General features: G+C 69.2%; 13 protein-coding genes. 4 read left to right on the top strand and 9 right to left on the bottom strand.

Features of this window, described 5'->3' with window-relative positions; genetic code table 11:
- Positions 1-173: 173 nt before the first annotated feature.
- The 6 genes from AACH06_RS07755 to AACH06_RS07730 form a co-directional block, all read right to left on the bottom strand.
- A complete protein-coding gene (locus tag AACH06_RS07755; RefSeq protein ID WP_341425076.1) occupies positions 174-560 on the bottom strand; it encodes a hypothetical protein in 387 nt (128 codons plus the stop codon).
- Between the two features lie 120 nt (positions 561-680).
- Positions 681-1,754, bottom strand: coding sequence for a sterol desaturase family protein (locus tag AACH06_RS07750; protein WP_423221992.1), 1,074 nt, complete (start codon positions 1,752-1,754; stop codon positions 681-683).
- 94 nt (positions 1,755-1,848) lie between these two features.
- The gene (locus tag AACH06_RS07745) at positions 1,849-2,484 is read right to left on the bottom strand and encodes a histidine phosphatase family protein (protein WP_341425075.1); all 636 of its coding nucleotides are present in this window, start codon (positions 2,482-2,484) and stop codon (positions 1,849-1,851) included.
- Positions 2,485-2,556: 72 nt separating this feature from the next.
- Positions 2,557-2,877: a DUF1840 domain-containing protein gene (locus AACH06_RS07740; RefSeq protein ID WP_341425074.1), complete on the bottom strand. Its 321-nt coding sequence runs from the start codon at positions 2,875-2,877 to the stop codon at positions 2,557-2,559.
- A 47-nt stretch (positions 2,878-2,924) separates the two neighbouring features.
- On the bottom strand, positions 2,925-5,036 hold the full coding sequence (locus AACH06_RS07735) for an EAL domain-containing protein (RefSeq protein ID WP_341425073.1): 2,112 nt from the start codon (positions 5,034-5,036) through the stop codon (positions 2,925-2,927).
- On the bottom strand, positions 5,036-6,334 hold the full coding sequence (locus tag AACH06_RS07730; protein WP_341425072.1) for a cyclic di-GMP phosphodiesterase: 1,299 nt from the start codon (positions 6,332-6,334) through the stop codon (positions 5,036-5,038). Before AACH06_RS07730 ends, AACH06_RS07735 begins: the two co-directional genes overlap by 1 nt.
- 295 nt (positions 6,335-6,629) lie before the next feature.
- On the opposite strand from AACH06_RS07730, the gene pcaF reads away from it, so the two are divergent.
- Positions 6,630-7,832 (top strand): 3-oxoadipyl-CoA thiolase, encoded by a 1,203-nt coding sequence (gene pcaF / locus AACH06_RS07725; protein WP_341425071.1) that lies wholly within the window; start codon positions 6,630-6,632, stop codon positions 7,830-7,832.
- A gap of 43 nt (positions 7,833-7,875) precedes the next feature.
- On the opposite strand, the gene AACH06_RS07720 is transcribed toward pcaF, so the two are convergent.
- Together AACH06_RS07720 and AACH06_RS07715 are read right to left on the bottom strand one after the other, a co-directional pair.
- Positions 7,876-9,996: a putative bifunctional diguanylate cyclase/phosphodiesterase gene (locus AACH06_RS07720; RefSeq protein WP_341425070.1), complete on the bottom strand. Its 2,121-nt coding sequence runs from the start codon at positions 9,994-9,996 to the stop codon at positions 7,876-7,878.
- Between the two features lie 406 nt (positions 9,997-10,402).
- A complete protein-coding gene (locus AACH06_RS07715) occupies positions 10,403-11,335 on the bottom strand; it encodes a helix-turn-helix domain-containing protein (protein WP_341425069.1) in 933 nt (310 codons plus the stop codon).
- Between the two features lie 95 nt (positions 11,336-11,430).
- On the opposite strand from AACH06_RS07715, the gene pobA reads away from it, so the two are divergent.
- Genes pobA through AACH06_RS07700 form a run of 3 tightly spaced genes read left to right on the top strand, consistent with a single transcriptional unit; the run spans position 11,431 to position 14,255 of the window.
- Positions 11,431-12,615, top strand: coding sequence for a 4-hydroxybenzoate 3-monooxygenase (gene pobA, locus AACH06_RS07710; RefSeq protein ID WP_341425068.1), 1,185 nt, complete (start codon positions 11,431-11,433; stop codon positions 12,613-12,615).
- Positions 12,616-12,672: 57 nt separating this feature from the next.
- A complete protein-coding gene (locus AACH06_RS07705) occupies positions 12,673-13,731 on the top strand; it encodes a homocysteine S-methyltransferase family protein (RefSeq protein ID WP_341425067.1) in 1,059 nt (352 codons plus the stop codon).
- On the top strand, positions 13,728-14,255 hold the full coding sequence (locus tag AACH06_RS07700) for a cysteine hydrolase family protein (RefSeq protein ID WP_341425066.1): 528 nt from the start codon (positions 13,728-13,730) through the stop codon (positions 14,253-14,255). The genes AACH06_RS07705 and AACH06_RS07700 overlap by 4 nt, the downstream gene beginning before the upstream one ends.
- A gap of 51 nt (positions 14,256-14,306) precedes the next feature.
- On the opposite strand, the gene AACH06_RS07695 is transcribed toward AACH06_RS07700, so the two are convergent.
- Complete coding sequence (locus tag AACH06_RS07695; protein WP_341425065.1) at positions 14,307-15,548, bottom strand: HD-GYP domain-containing protein; 1,242 nt, start codon at positions 15,546-15,548, stop codon at positions 14,307-14,309.
- Positions 15,549-15,571 lie beyond the last annotated feature (23 nt).

The following is a 15,571-nucleotide window of genomic DNA, read 5'->3' as shown; positions in this document are numbered from 1 at the left end:
CGCCGCCCTCCACCCCATCTCGCAATCACACCCGGGTCCTACCCCACCCGCCGCAGCAGTCCGATCGTTGCCGATCGCACAGACAACCTCGACCTGCATGGCCCCAAGCGCCCAAAAAGAACAAGGCGGCCCGCAGGCCGCCTTGTTCATCGAGCGAGTCGCGTGCTGTTCGATCAGCGAGCGCGGCAGGTGACGGTCTTGGTGGCGACGACCTTGCCGCCGGCGTCCAGCAGCGAGCCGGTGGCCGTGCCGCCGACGATGAAGTCCTTGGCGATCGGGGTGGCACCTTGCTTGATGTCGCGCTTGTTGCTGTCGAAGTCGAATTCGACTTCGTCGCCAACGGTGTGCTCCACCGGGCTCTGGGCGGTGTTGCTGCCCGAGCTGAAGACGGCAGAGTAGTTGCCCGAAGCCAGGTTCTGGCCATCCACCGAACCGCTCGAACGGCCGGCGCGGGTTTCACACTTGACGCGGATGGTGGCCGCAGCGGCGTCGACCGACACGACGCTCAGGGCGGAAAAGGCGGCGATCAGGGCCAACGAACGGTTCAGGGTCTTGCTCATGGTTTTCTCCGGTGTGGTTGCAGTGGGCCGAGGCCTTCGCTGCCCCGGTGACCCACAGAGCGGCCGCCGCGCGCCCTGATACGCCAGCCGTCGAAAAAATCTGCAACCGCGCGCCGCGGCCTATGTCGCCAGCGGTGGCGGCGAGCACGCCTTCCCGGCCATCCACAGCAACGCGAGCACCGCCACCGATGCGCCCAGCAGCCCGGCGAACGGCAACGTGTGGGCCCACCACAGCAGCACCAGCGTGCCGACCATCGCTGCGAGAAACAGGGTCACGGCGGCCACCTGGCGCGCCTTGGACAGCGGCGGGTCATAGGGCTGGCGGTGCAGATCGAACGGCTCACCGGGGAACATCACCGCCACATCGGCCGGCCGCCAGCCGGGCGGCGCCGCCCATCGCTTGAGCTTGTCGGCCCATGAACGGGTGTGCCACACATCGCGCAGGATCTCGCCGTAGAAGCTCCAGTTCGCGACGATCGGGTTCCAACTGCGCAATGGCTTGATGGTGCCGTAGACGCACGGCTCGGCGTCGTCTTCCTCGATGAAGCTGCCGAACAGCCTGTCCCAGATGATCAGGATGCCGCCGTAATTCTTGTCGAGGTACTTCTCGTTGACGGCATGGTGCACCCGGTGGTTGCTGGGCGAACAGAACCAGCGGTCGAACCAGCCGAGCTTGCCAATCTGCTGGGTGTGCACCCAATACTGGTACAGCAGGTCGACGAGGGCCACCACGCCGAACACCAACGGCGGGAAACCGATCACCGCCATCGGCAGGTAGAACACCCAGCCCGCGATCCAGCCGCTGGAGGTCTGCCGCAGCGCGGTCGACAGGTTGTAGTCCTCGCTCTGATGGTGAATGGAATGGGCCGCCCAGAACAGCGCCATCGTGTGGCCGAAACGGTGCAGCCAGTAGTAGCAGAAGTCGTAGGCCAGCAACCCCAGCCCCCACACCCACCACGCATCGGTGGGCAGGCGCGTCAACGCCGCATGCTCATACACCCAGGCATAGAGGCCAATCGCGGCCAGCTTGGTGAACAGCCCCACCACCTGGCTGAGCATGCCCAGACCGATGCTGCTGATCGCATCGGCCAGCCGGTAGGTGTTGCGCCCTCGTCGCCAGCCGACGAACCACTCGATCGCGATCAGGCCGAGAAAGACCGGCGTTGCCAGAACGATGACCTGGGCGGGCTGCATGCGACGATGATGCGGCCAAGCGGCCGGCCCGCGGCGGCCGCCCTGGGGAAAGCCCGCTCGGGACGATCGCGAGCCACCTCGCCCTGCGGCGCGCTCAAAGCTCGTCGAGCGCGCGGTCTTCCAGGTGTTGGACGTCCGCCCAACCCACCAGCGTGAAGCCTTCGCCGGTGTAGAGCAGGCGGTTGACGCCCGTGTTCGCCAGATCCCAGGTGCGCGGCGCGTTCAGCGGGATGCGCGAGGCGGCGCGGTACAGGCAATCCAGCACGCCGCCGTGGGTCACCAGCAGCAGCGTGCGGCCAGGGTGGGCGCGCGCCAGCCGCTCGGCGGTGGCCACGCAACGGTCGTAGAAACCTTGCAGCGTTTCGCCGCCCTCAGCGCCGAAATCCGGTTCGCGGCGCCGCCAGCGCGCGCTTTCCTCCGGCCACCGCTGCTCGACTTCGGCATAGGTGTGGCCTTGGAAGACGCCGAAGTGCCGCTCGCGCAGGCCGGTGTCGGTGGCCAGCGGCAGGCCGGTGCGGTCGGCCACCGCCTTCGCGGTGTCACGGGCACGCAGCAGATCGCTGCTGACGATGGCATCGAGCCCCTCGTCGGCCATCGCCTCGCTCAGGCGGCGGGCCTGCTCCTGGCCATTGGCATTGAGAGCAATGTCGATCTGGCCTTGCAGCCGGGTGTCGACGTTCCAGGCCGTCTCGCCATGGCGGACGGCAATGATTCGGGTGATGTCTTGCACAGGGTTCGGCGATCAGGCGCGGACAGGGGGCCGGAGGGCTAGGGCGTTTTCACACGACCTAGGCGACGGGGCTCAGACACCCCAGGTCACCGGCTGATCGGCGGCGTGCGCCCGCTTGAGCATCTCGACCAGCGGCCAGGCGCGCTGGCGCAGCGAGATCGCGTCGCGACCGGCTGATGCGGCCTGACCCTCGTCGGGCTTCTCCGAAGCCGCACGGGCCTCGTCGTCCGCCTTCACCGCGTCGGCCAGGGCCTGGATGGCCGCCGGCATCTGCGCGGGTTCGATGATGCCCTTGGGCGTGACGTCCTTGCCGATCAGGCCCAGAACCTTGTCGCCGGTCGGGCCCATCATGATGACGTCGCCCGCGGCCTTGCTTTTGAACTTGTAGATCATGGCCCGCCGATCATCGCACGCTGGCGAAGCCGTGCCGGGCCTGTGGATCAAGGCTTGACGCGCGCCAGCCCGCCGGATGACTTCTTCTCATGCGCCAGCCGCGCCGGCACACTGGCCGCGTCCAGCGGGCGACTGAACAGGAAACCCTGCCAGCCCGAGATGCCCAAGGCCAACAGCGATTGGCGATGCGTTTCGGTCTCGACGCCTTCGGCGTACACCGCCAGGCTGCAGGCCCGCGCCGCGCCAGCGAGCGCGACCGCCAGCCCGGCCTCCGGCGTGGCGCCGCGGGCCAGGCCATGCACCAGATCGCGGTCGAGCTTCACCGCATCGAGCGGGAAGCGCCGCAGCAGGTTCAGGCATGCATCGCCGCTGCCGTAGTCGTCGAGCACCAAGTGCACACCCAATTCACGCAATGCACGCAGTTGGGCGCGGGTCAACTCGGGGTCGGCCTGCAGCGCGGCTTCATGCAGATCCAGCTCCAGCAACTCGGCCGGCCAATCGGCCACTTGCAGTGCGGCCTCGACACGGCGGGCCAGCCCGGGCTGCAGGCACTGCCACGAACTCAGGTTCAGCGACACACGCCAGACGAAGCCGGCGGCTCGCCACCGCGCCGCCTGATGCAGCGCATGCTCCAACGCCCAGTCGTCCAGCGCCCCGGCCAGGCCGGCACGGGCGGCCAGCGGCAGGAACTGCGCGGGCGGCAGCAAGCCATGCTCGCCATCGTGCCATCGCAGCAACGCCTCGATGCACTGGACGCGGCCCGACACCGCATCGATGCGCGGCAGATAACGCAATCGCAGCGACTGGCCCGCCCCACCTTCGCGCAAGGTGCGGTGCAGGCGCGCGAGACGCTGCCCGTCATCGGTCGCGTCGAAGGCGTGCACGCGCCAGGCCGACGATCCCGCATGACGCGCCCGCTCCATCGCCTTCTCGGCGTGGTCGAGCAGATCTTCCGCGGACAAGCCCGCCTGGGGGTAAGCCGCGATCCCCACCGAGACCATCAAACCCGTGGTCGCCAGCAGACCATGGGCCGTGCGACCCTGATCAACGATGCGCCGCGCGAGCGCCTCGGCCGACGCTTCGCCGCATTGCCGCAGCAGCACACCGAAGCGCGCCCCGCCCAGCCGAGCCAGCTGATGCTGCACCGGCACCAGGGCCCTCAAGCCTTCAACCACATCGCCCATGGCGCGCACCTGCCCCTCGCCCTCGAGTGCAAACAGGCTGTCGCGATCGAACTCGATGCACAGCAGCGCCATGGGCGTGCCATCGCGCCGCGCCAAGCCCACGGCGTCATCGATCTGCGCCACGAAGCCATTGCGCTCCGGCCAGTGGCTGGATTCATCGCGCACGCCGCCGCGCTGCAGACGCGGCGCGCCGCGCCGCTGTGGGTTCAGCTCCCGAAACGAATACACGCGCCCGATCGGGCGGCCCCGGCTCCACTGCGGCTGGATGTGGCGCTCCAGCCGGGCGCCATCGAGCAGGTGCACCGTGTCCACCGCCGACAACAGCGCATGCGCCTCGATCTCGGCGAGTCGCGCCTGGTAGCTGGCGGGCGCCACGGTCTGCGCGCTCATCCAGCGGTGGATGGCCTCGTCGTCACGCTCTGCCAGCGCCGATTCCGGCAGTGACCAGAGCGCCGCGAAGCGCCGGTTGAAGGCCTGGATGCGGCCCTGAAGATCGGTCACCAGGATGCCGTCGGCGGTCGACTCCAAGGTGGCACGCAATTCCGCCAGCAGAGAGTCGCGCTGGCGCTCGGCACGGTACTCCTGGCTGCGATCCCGGAGCGTCACCAGAAACCCCCCGGGCATCTGGCGCCCTGGCAACGGCGTGCCGATCGGCATGATGCGGCGATGCGCCCAGACGATGCGCCCGTCGGGCCGCGTCAGCTCGGTCTCGCTGTTGAGCGCCACCACGACACCGTTTTGCACATCGGCCCAGAAGGCCGCGTCTTCCAGTGTCGTCAGCAGGCTGTCGGCGCGGCGGCCCGCCATCTGGCCCCGATCGACGCCGAACCAGTCGGCCGCCGCCTGGTTCGCGTGCAGCACCTGCCTGTCGTTCGCATCGACAAGCCAGGCCGGATCGTCCAGCATGTCGAGGAGTTCGGCACGCGCACTCGTCTGGCCGGTGAGCCAGGCGATGCCGGCGTCGGATCCGCTCATCACAACTGCTCTTCGACGGTCGGCGTGGCCGAGACATCGAAAAAGTACGCCACACGTTGCCGGGGGGCCAGCACCTCTGCGGCCCGTGCCGGCAGCTGGCTGGCGCGCAGGCTGCGGCGGATGCCGAGGTCGGGGCACTCTTCCAGGTTCAGGTGCAACGCACGCCCGTCTCGGGTCGGGTCGCACACGCGCACGTGGGGCTTGAGCGGGCGGGCCGAATTGACCGAGGTGACCATGGCGTAGCGGTCGTCCGACAGCTGCACCAAAGACCCCGGCGGGTAGATGCCCATCATGTGGATGAAGCCGCTCAAGATGGTCGCGTCAAACTTGTTGCGCGACTGGGCAAACATGCGCGACAGCGCCTCGTGCGGCGTGAGCGACTTCGACGGCGTTGCCGCGTTGCACAGGTTGTCGTAGTAGTTGACGAGCGAGACGATGCGCGAGCCCACCGACATGCGCTCGGCCGTCACGCCCTTGGGAAAGCCCGAACCATCGGCCAGCTCGTGGTGTTGCGCCACCACCAGCAGGGCGCCCGGGGCCAGGCCCATGCGGCGGCCCTGGGTGATGCCGAAGCCGACATGGTCACGGTACAGCGACGCTTCGGCGGAGGTGAAATCGTCATGCGGCAGGCGCACCCGATCGGGCAGCTCGATCTTGCCCATGTCGTGCAGCAGCGCACCGGTGCCGAGATCCGCCATGTCGGATTCGCTGAGCTTGAGCGCACGCGCCAGCAGCAGGGAAACGACGGTGACGTTGATTGCATGCGCCGAGTGGCGATCGCCGACGGGCTCGCCCAGCACACGCACACACAGCTCGGCATCGATCAGCATCTTGTCGAGCAGGGCACGCGCCAGCGCCTGGGCGCCGGCACGGGCGCGCTCGGGCTCGCCGCCGATCGCGTCGTTCACGCGGCGCAGGTCGCGGCAGGCTTCCTGGTATTGACGCTCGCACACCCGCAAAGAGGCCGCCTCCGCCTCGGCACGCGCCGCGGCGAGCCGCCGGGCCCGGGCCGCGGGGTCTTCCGGCGCGGACGAGATGACGACGATCGGCTCCTGCGGCGGCGCCTCCGGCACCGGCGCCTCGTCACCAGCCTTCGCCGTGGTGGCCGGCTCGGTGGGCAGATCACTGCGCTCGGGGCTCCAGCGCAGCTTCTTCAATCCGAGCGAGCGGATCGTCTGGATCTGCTCTTCGCTGCTGATCTTGAAGCTCGACAGTGGAAACGGGTGCGACATCCACCCGCCGTCCAGATGAATGAACATGCCGATGCGCAGGTCCTGCGGTTCAACAGTGCTGGTCATGTCGCAAATCGTCCCTGAGATCCTGGCAACGTCCGGGGTCTGTGGTTGGTGGAATCCGGTACGCCGCTGTTGGTGACATCGGCGCGAAGCGGCGCGGGTCGCGCCAGCCCGCACCGGGCCTCACACCGTCAACATCGGCACGCGTTCCGACCAACTTGAGCGTGGGGTCGGCGTGCCGCTCACACCTGCTTGCAGATGCCGGCCCGTTCGCGGCACGCGATAGCATCGCCCCACGCTGAAACAGCCACTTTTGTTCAACACTTCACGTTGGCCGCCTTTGGCGACCACCTCCACCATGACCCACGCCTACATCTGCGACGCGCTTCGCACCCCTTTCGGCCGCTATGGCGGCGCCCTGTCCTCGGTGCGCGCCGACGATCTCGGTGCGGTGCCGATCCGCGCGCTGATGGCCCGGCACCCGAACCTCGACTGGACGGCGATCGACGACGTGCTGTACGGCTGCGCCAACCAGGCCGGTGAAGACAACCGCAACGTCGCGCGCATGTCGGCGCTGCTGGCCGGCCTGCCGGTCGATGTGCCGGGCAGCACCATCAACCGTCTGTGCGGATCGGGCATGGATGCGGTGGGCTCGGCCGCTCGCGCGATCCGTGCCGGTGAGGCCGAGTTGATGATTGCCGGCGGTGTCGAGAGCATGAGCCGCGCGCCTTTCGTGATGCCCAAGGCCACCACGGCTTTCGCCCGCGACAACGCCGTCTACGACACCACCATCGGCTGGCGCTTCGTCAACCCGAAGATGAAGGCGCAGTACGGCATCGACTCAATGCCCGAGACCGCCGAGAACGTGGCCGCGGACTTCGGCATCTCGCGTGAAGACCAGGACAGGATGGCGCTGGCCTCGCAGCTGAAGGCGGTGGCGGCGCAGCAGCGTGGCTTCTTCGACGCCGAGATCGCCCCGGTGACGATCACGCCGAAGAAGGGCGACCCGATCGTCGTCAACCTGGACGAGCACCCGCGCGAGACTTCGCTCGAAGCGCTGGCCAAGCTCAAGGGGGTCGTTCGGCCGGACGGCACGGTGACCGCCGGCAACGCCTCGGGCGTGAACGACGGTGCCTGCGCGCTGCTGATGGCCAGCGAAGGGGCCGCATCGCGTCACGGCCTGGTGCCCCGTGCGCGGGTGGTGGCGATGGCCACCGCCGGCGTGCCGCCGCGCATCATGGGCATCGGCCCGGCCCCGGCGGCGCGCAAGGTGCTGGCGCTCGCCGGCCTGTCGCTGTCGCAGATCGACGTGATCGAGCTCAACGAAGCCTTTGCCGCCCAAGGCCTGGCGGTGCTGCGCCAACTGTCGATCGCCGATGACGACCCGCGCGTCAACCCGAACGGCGGCGCGATTGCGCTGGGCCACCCGCTCGGCGCCTCGGGCGCCCGACTGGTGACGACCGCGATCAACCAGTTGCATGCCACGGGCGGCAAGCGCGCGCTGTGCACGATGTGCATCGGCGTGGGCCAAGGCATCGCCCTGGTGCTCGAACGCGTCTGACGCGCATGGCGGCGAGGCGGACGACGCTCTCGCCCGCGCGCCCTTAGACGGGCGCGCCGCTCGCCGCCGCGGGCGTGGCCGGCTCGGCCGGCGTGCCCGCCGCAGTCGGCGCGGACGCCGGCGACCCCGCGGGCTGCTCCGCCTCGACGCGCGCTTCGGCCATCGGTGCCGGCGCGGCCTCTCCCGGCAGGTTCAGCCCCTCCAGCAGCTCCGCAATCGCATCGGTGGCATCGGCGATCGAGGCGTGGGTGAGTTGCTCCACCGGTTGTGGCCGCGCCAGCAGGAAGCCCTGGAATTCATCGCAGCCCTGGGCCCGCAGCGCCTGCAGTTGGGGCTCGGTTTCGACACCCTCGGCGTTGACGCGGATCTCCAGCGAATGCGCCAGCGAAATGATCGACTTGACGATCAGGTTGACCTTCTCGTCGCTGCCCAGGTGCTGGGTGAACGCGCGGTCGATCTTCACCTTGTCGAACGGGAACCGCCACAGGTAGGCCAGGCTCGAATAGCCGGTGCCGAAGTCGTCCATCGCGATCGACACGCCCATGGTCGACAGCGCCCGCAGCGTGCCGAGCACCTGCTCGGTGTTGCTCATCAGCAGCGACTCGGTGATCTCGATCTCCAGCCGTGACGCGGGCAGGCCGGTGTCGTCCAGCGTCTTGGCCACCAGCTCGGCCAGATCGTCGTGGCGGAACTGTGCGGCCGACAGGTTCACCGCGACGGCCAGGTTGTCGGGCCAGGTGGTCGCTTGCGCACAGGCGGTGCGCAGCACCCAGCGTCCCAGCGGCCCGATGAGCCCCGTGTCTTCGGCGAGCGGAATGAACTCGGACGGCGGCACCGGCCCGCGCTCGGGATGGTTCCAGCGCAGCAGTGCTTCGTAGCCGGTCAGCGTCTTGCCGTCGGGGCCCCACAGGGCCTGGTAGTTCAGGCTGAGCTGGGTGCCGCTGCCGATCGCCTCACGCAGGTCGCGGGTGAGCTGGCGCCGGGTTTCGAGCCGCTCGTCGAGCGAGGCGTCGTAGAAACTGAAGGTCGACCGGCCGGACGCCTTGGCGCGGTACAGCGCCAAGTCGGCCTTGTGCATCAGGTCTTCGTCGTTGTCGGCGTCGGTGCCGAAGATGGCGGCCCCCACCGAGCAGCCGCAGATCACCGTCTGGCCGCCCAGCTCGTACGGCCGGCCCAGCGATTCGACGATGCGCTCGGCCAGGCGGGTCACCGCATCGGGGCCATCGACGCCCGTCTGCAGCAGGGCAAATTCATCGCCCCCCAGGCGCGCCACCATGTCGCCATGGCGCACCAGGTCGCGCAGGCGGGCGGCCACCTGGCGCAACACCTCATCGCCGGCCGCGTGGCCCAGGCTGTCGTTGATGTCCTTGAAGCGATCGAGGTCGATGCACAGCACCGCGAAATCCGGCCCGCCGCAGGTCTGGCGCCAGGCGGCCTGGCGCAGGGTCTCGCCAAAACTCGCCCGGTTGAGCGAGCCGGACAACGGATCGTGCCGCGCCAGGTACCGCAGCCGCTCATCGGCCAGGCGGTCGCGCCGCCACTGCCGCCACACCAGGTGGCCGACGATCGCACCGGCGATGGCCAGCAAGGCAAACACCGTGGCGGCCACCCGCATGAAGGCCTGCCGGATGCGCCGCTCGCGTTCGACCTGGTCGACGTAGACCTCCACGACGCCGAGCACCTTGCCGCGCCGCAGCACGGGCACATAGGCTTCGCTGTACACCGCGGGCCAGCCGGCATGCGGGCTGCGCTGCAATTCGATGACGGGCGAGCCATCCACCACCATCTGCCGCACCTCGTCGTTGCCCTCGCCCGCGTCGTGCACCTTCTCATCCGGCCCGGCGGTGCCGGTCAGCTCGTCGGAGGTCAGCACCACGTGGCCCTGGCGGTCGTAGAGCTTGAAGCGGAAGACCTCCTGCGCCTGCAGCACCGTGCGCAGTTGCTGCCTGGCGGCCTCGCGCGCCGGGCCGCCGTCGAAGATGGTGTCGAGTTCAGGCACCGAGGCCTCCACCAGCCGGGCCCAGGCCATCGCCGTCTGCTCGGCATCACGCTCCAGCAGGTGGCCGGCGCTGGTGCGCAGCAAGACGGCCAGCAGCGCACCCGCCAGGCCCAGGCCGACCAGGCAAAGCAGCAGCAATCGACGCTGGTGAGACAAGAACTTCATCGGTGGCTTTTCCGGCGCCTGCCGAAACGGTGGCGCTTGCTACAGGCGACCCACGCGCCCGAATGGCGCGCTCATCGACCCGTTTTCGGCGCGGCCCACCGCCGGTTGAGGGTGGCGAGCCCGCCGCGGCAGTGGCATGCGCCGCGGAAAACGGGCTCAAGCGCCCGGCGGCGTGGCCGATCGCGAGGCCACCACCCGGGCTCGTCGCGGCCTGCGGGGTGGGGAGGCATGACGCCCCTCACGCACTCAGAGGCTGAGAGTTTTTCGGCGGTGCCCGAAAGGGGCACCCAGGCGACCCGGATCGAGGCGCAAAGCACAGCCATAGCTCGGGCTATGGCGAGCATTTGCAACGAAGAGCCGGGGCGTTTGGGGGTTCCAGACGGGCATCGGCGAAAGACTCTCAGCCTCAGCCCTGGTGGGCCTGTGCGCGCCAGGCGCTGGGCGACATGCCGCACAGGCGCTGGAAGAAGCGGGTGAAGTAGCCGGGGTCGGCAAAGCCCAGGTCCATGCCGATGCGTTTGACACTCTGGTGGGTGTAGGCGAGCTGGCGCTGCGCCTCGAGCGCGATGCGACCATGCAGCACATCGAGCGCACTGCGGCCCAGTTGAGCCTGGCATATGCGGTTGAGCTGGGTGGCGCTGATGCCCAGCTCGCCGGCCAGCGAGGCCACGCTGGGCTGCAGCCTGAATCGCGCGTCGACCAGTGCACGGTAACGCGCCAGGTGCGCCGGCGCGCCCGCTGGTGTGCCGGCAGACAGCGTGGGCTGCGCGCGCGCCAGGGCCAGCAGCAAGCGCGTCATCGCCGCGTCGATGGCGGCCTGGCGCCAGCGCTCATGCCCGGCGAATTCGGCCGCCAGTGCCTCCACCGCCAGCGCGGCGTCACGGGGCGAGCCCAGAGCCCGCGGCGCGTCGCCGTCGCCCGGCCCCCAGGCGAATGCCGCCGGGCGCTCGAACACCGGCCACAGCGCGGCGTCGCCGGCCAGAAGCTGGCGCACATGCGGCTCCTGCGCGGTGATGACCCACCCATCGATGCCCGGATCGAAGGCGAAGCCATGGGCCGTGGTGGCCGGCACCGTGACGGCGGCGGGGCCGACCAGCTTCGTCGCGGCGCCATCGAGCCAGGCCCGCGCACGGCCCCGAGCGATGTACAGAATTTGAAAGAGCGCTTCGTGGCGGTGGGGTTGGATTTCCCAATCGTGCAGCCGGCTGCGTGACGAGATCGTCTCCACATGCAGCCGCTCGCCGACCGATGACAGACCAGCCTCCCCATAGAGCTGGTAAGACGGCAGCGTGGCGCCGGCGCGGCGGCCGGCAGTGGGGGCTAGCGCAGATTCAGACATGTTCGAATTGTGCAAGCCTTGGCCGAAATTCTCCATTGTCGGCAACACCCCTGCAGCCTACGCTGGCGGCTCTTGCAGTCCAGGAGCGCTCGCCCATGAATCCCACAACCCGCACCCAGGTGGCCATCATCGGCGCCGGCCCCGCCGGCCTGCTGCTGGGCGCGTTGCTGCACCGGCACGGCATCGATCACGTCATCGTCGAGCGACAAACGCCTGAGTACGTGCTGGGCCGCATCCGGGCCGGCGTGCTCGAGCAGGTCGCCGTCGATCTGCTGGACGAGGCGGGTGTCGGCGAGCGCATGCACCGCGAGGGCCTGCCCCACGATGGCTTTTCGCTCAGCTTCGACGACCGGCACCACCGCATTGATCTGCACGGCCTGACCGGCAAACGGGTGATGGTTTACGGCCAGACCGAGGTCACGCGCGACCTGATGCAGGCCCGCCGCAACGCTGGCCTGACCACCGTGTACTCCGCCGAAAACGTGCGGATCGAGGGTTTCGACGGCGTGCGGCCCACGCTGCGTTACGCGCTGGAGGGCCGCGCCCACGCGATCGAGGCCGATTTCATCGTCGGCTGCGACGGCTTCCACGGCGTGGCGCGCGCCAGCGTGCCCGCCTCCGCGATCCAGACCTTCGAGAAGGTCTACCCCTTCGGCTGGCTGGGTGTGCTGGCCGATGTGCCGCCGGTGCACGAGGAGCTCATCTATGCCAACCACCCACGCGGCTTCGCGCTGTGCAGCATGCGCAGCAAGACCCGGGTGCGCTACTACGTCCAGTGCTCACTCGACGATCACGTCGAAGACTGGAGCGATGCCCGCTTCTTTGCCGAGCTGAAACGCCGGCTTCCGCAGGCCGATGCGGCCCGGCTGATCGAGGGGCCGTCGATCGAGAAGAGCATCGCGCCGCTGCGCAGCTTCGTCGCCGAGCCCATGCGCTTCGGCCGGCTGTTCCTGGCCGGCGATGCGGCCCACATCGTGCCCCCCACCGGTGCGAAGGGTCTGAACCTGGCCGCGTCGGACGTCGGCCTGCTCAGCCGCGCGCTGGCCGAGCACTGCCGAGGTTCGGATGCCGGCATCGACACCTACTCGCAGCGCGCCCTCGCCCGCGTCTGGAAGGCCGAACGTTTCTCGTGGTGGTTCACGTCGCTGATGCACCGCTTCCCCGAAACCGGTGATTTCGGCCGCCGCATGCAGCATGCGGAGCTGGACTACCTGGTGCAGTCCGAGGCGGCCATGCGGTCGATGGCCGAGAACTACGTGGGGCTGCCGCTCGACGCGTAAGCGGTCACGACCCGCGCGGCGCCGCGGGTTTCCATCGGGCTTCCTACAATGGCGCCCATGAAGCCGACCCCTGCCTACACCCGCGGCGCCGCATTGCCCGCCATCCTGGCCCAGCGCATCGCCATCATCGATGGCGCGATGGGCACGATGATCCAGCGCTACAAGCTGGGCGAGGCCGACTTCCGCCATGAGGGTCTGAAAGACCACCCGAAGGATCTCAAGGGCAACAACGACCTGCTGGTGCTGACTCGGCCGGATGTGATCGCCGAGATCCACGGCCAGTACCTCGCCGCCGGCGCCGACCTGATCGAGACCAACACCTTCGGCGCCACCTCCATCGCCCAGGAAGACTACGGCCTGGCGCACCTGGCGCGCGAGATGAACGTGGCGGCCGCCCGCCTGGCGCGCGCCGAGGCCGACCGCCACAGCACACCCGACAAGCCGCGCTTCGTGGCCGGCGCACTCGGCCCGACGCCGCGCACCGCCAGCATCAGCCCGGACGTGAACGACCCGGGCGCCCGCAACGTCACCTTCGACCAACTGCGGGATGCCTACAAGGAACAGGCGCAAGGGCTGCTCGAAGGCGGCGTGGATCTGTTCCTCGTCGAGACGATCTTCGACACACTGAACGCCAAGGCCGCCATCTTCGCGCTCGACGAGCTGATGGAAGAGACCGGCGAACGCGTGCCGGTGATCATCTCGGGCACGGTCACCGATGCGTCGGGTCGCATCCTTTCCGGCCAGACGGTCGGCGCCTTCTGGCACTCGGTGCGCCACGCGCGGCCGCTGGCCATCGGCCTGAACTGCGCACTCGGTGCGGCGCTGATGCGACCGTACATTGAGGAGCTGTCCCGCCTGGCGGATGACACCTACATCAGCTGCTACCCGAACGCGGGCTTGCCCAACCCGATGAGCGACACCGGCTTCGATGAGACGCCGGAAGTGACCGGCGGGCTGATGGAAGAGTTCGCCAAGAGCGGCTTCCTCAACATCGTCGGCGGCTGCTGCGGCACCACGCCCGACCACATTGCAGCGATTGCCCGCCGCGTGAGCACCTACCGGCCCCGCCACCGCAACGACCCGCTGCTGTCGCACCTGGTGGCACAAGCCGCATGAAGCAAGCGCTGTTGGTGATCGATGTGCAACGCGGGCTCTTCGAGCCGGCGCCGCACGAGGGCGAGGCGGTGATCGAGCGCATCAACCGCCTGGCCGATCGAGCCCGTGACGCGGGCGTGCCGGTGGTCTACATCCAGCATGAAACCCGGCAGGGGGCGCTGGCCCATGGCTCAGCGGGCTGGCAACTGGCCGAAGGGCTGCAGGCCCGCGAGACCGACCACCTGGTGCGCAAGACGACGCCCGACTCGTTCCTGCGCACCGACCTGGCCGAGAAGCTCTCGGCCTGGGGCGTCGAGCAGGTGGTGATCTGCGGCTATGCGTGCGAGTTTTGCGTTGACACCACCACCCGCCGTGCGGCCGCCCTGGGCTATCCCGTCATCTTGGTGGCCGACGCCCACACCACGCACGACAAGCCGCACATGAGCGGCGAACAAATCCGAGCGCACCACAACGCCACGCTGCCGAACATCAGCAGCTTCGGCGTGAAGATCTCCGCCGTTCCCGCGGACGACGTGGTGTGGTGAGCCCTGGGGCTGGGCGGCGCGCCCGGCCCTTCCGCGTGATGCGGTCGCGCGTCAGGCGACGCGCGACATCAGCGGCGACAGCCCGCCCGGCACCATCTTCTGCAGCGCCTCGAGATTGGGCTGCACGCGCACCTCGCCCGACGGCACGCCGGCTTCCACCTTGAACTTCGGCATCGCGGTGTTGCGCACCGCCGGCACCGCCAGCGGCAGTCCTTCGCGATTGACCAGGCTGATGACCGTCAGAGGCGCGGTCGGGTGGGACTGGCGCTTCATCACCAACGCGATCTCGCCGCAGGCCAGCTTCACCCAGGCTCCCGGCGGGTGCAGGCCGGTTTCGGCGAGCAGGGCCTGACCGGCTTCATCAGGCAGCCCGCCTTCGTCGAAGAAAGCGGCCTGGGCCGCCGCCTTGGCCGAGAGCGCGGCACGGTTGCGCCGTGTCGACAAACGCGCGGCATAGCGGTCGGCCCGTTGGATCAGCCGAGCCAGGCGAATCGCCGGCTCCAGCTTGGCGAGCGGGCCATTGGGCGCGTCATGGTGGTGGCGCATGGCGCCCAGCCACAGCGGGTCGTCCACGTCCGCGGCCTTCAGCATCTCGACGCCGCGCAACGCATGGGCGTCGACCTGAGCACGCTGCATCGGGCTCAGCGGCTGCGCCTGGCGCACCAGCTCTTGCTGCAAGGTGGTCATGCCGACATTCATCGACAGGGCGGCACGGGTCAGCGGGCGGCGCCATTCAGACTGCCAGCCCGGCAACCGTGGGCCCGCCAACGCACACAGCAGCATCACCAGGATGGCGTGATGCGTCGGGTAGTTCTCCGGCTGGTGGCCGGCCATGTGGATGAAGCGCAGCAGCGTCGCGTCGACATGACGCTCCAGGCGTTTGAGCATGTCGTCGGCGAGCTCGTCCAGTCGCGGCATCCAGCGCGCCGCCCGGGTGTCACCCAACAGCACGCGGGCTCGGCTTTCCAGGTCGGGCCACTCCAGCGGCGGCTCGACCAAGGGGGCGGGCTCGGTGGCGCGCTGGTCGTACTCTGGCCGCAGCGCGGCGATCTCGCCCAGCGTGGCGTCACCGGAGCGGAACATCTGGTCGACCTGCGCATTCAGCTGCCGTTGTGCGAGGCCCTTCTCGGCATCGTCGATGAACAAGGCCCGCGCGAGCAGATAGCCCAGTTGCTGCCGATCGGCGATGGGGGTGCCGCGCTGCACCAGCACGCGACCGTTCACGTCGCGCAGCGAGAAGGGCAGCGGGAAGCCGGGCTCCAGTCCGTCAGGGGAGATGGGAACGAGTTTCATGGTCGCGCAATCGCCACCGCCCG

This window comes from Ideonella lacteola (assembly GCF_038066555.1).
GTDB classification, from domain to species: domain Bacteria; phylum Pseudomonadota; class Gammaproteobacteria; order Burkholderiales; family Burkholderiaceae_C; genus Ideonella; species Ideonella lacteola.
Note: the sequence above shows the minus strand (reverse complement) of the source record. Positions and strands in the feature narration are given on the sequence as shown.

What these genes read in the sequence shown, in the direction of transcription:
- AACH06_RS07755 (WP_341425076.1), bottom strand. Translation starts at nt 560, where the DNA reads ATGAGCAAGACCCTGAACCGTTCGTTGGCCCTGATCGCCGCCTTTTCC.
- AACH06_RS07750 (WP_423221992.1), bottom strand. Translation starts at nt 1,754, where the DNA reads ATGCAGCCCGCCCAGGTCATCGTTCTGGCAACGCCGGTCTTTCTCGGC.
- AACH06_RS07740 (WP_341425074.1), bottom strand. Translation starts at nt 2,877, where the DNA reads ATGATCTACAAGTTCAAAAGCAAGGCCGCGGGCGACGTCATCATGATG.
- AACH06_RS07735 (WP_341425073.1), bottom strand. Translation starts at nt 5,036, where the DNA reads ATGAGCGGATCCGACGCCGGCATCGCCTGGCTCACCGGCCAGACGAGT.
- AACH06_RS07730 (WP_341425072.1), bottom strand. Translation starts at nt 6,334, where the DNA reads ATGACCAGCACTGTTGAACCGCAGGACCTGCGCATCGGCATGTTCATT.
- pcaF (WP_341425071.1), top strand. Translation starts at nt 6,630, where the DNA reads ATGACCCACGCCTACATCTGCGACGCGCTTCGCACCCCTTTCGGCCGC.
- AACH06_RS07720 (WP_341425070.1), bottom strand. Translation starts at nt 9,996, where the DNA reads ATGAAGTTCTTGTCTCACCAGCGTCGATTGCTGCTGCTTTGCCTGGTC.
- AACH06_RS07715 (WP_341425069.1), bottom strand. Translation starts at nt 11,335, where the DNA reads ATGTCTGAATCTGCGCTAGCCCCCACTGCCGGCCGCCGCGCCGGCGCC.
- pobA (WP_341425068.1), top strand. Translation starts at nt 11,431, where the DNA reads ATGAATCCCACAACCCGCACCCAGGTGGCCATCATCGGCGCCGGCCCC.
- AACH06_RS07705 (WP_341425067.1), top strand. Translation starts at nt 12,673, where the DNA reads ATGAAGCCGACCCCTGCCTACACCCGCGGCGCCGCATTGCCCGCCATC.
- AACH06_RS07700 (WP_341425066.1), top strand. Translation starts at nt 13,728, where the DNA reads ATGAAGCAAGCGCTGTTGGTGATCGATGTGCAACGCGGGCTCTTCGAG.
- AACH06_RS07695 (WP_341425065.1), bottom strand. Translation starts at nt 15,548, where the DNA reads ATGAAACTCGTTCCCATCTCCCCTGACGGACTGGAGCCCGGCTTCCCG.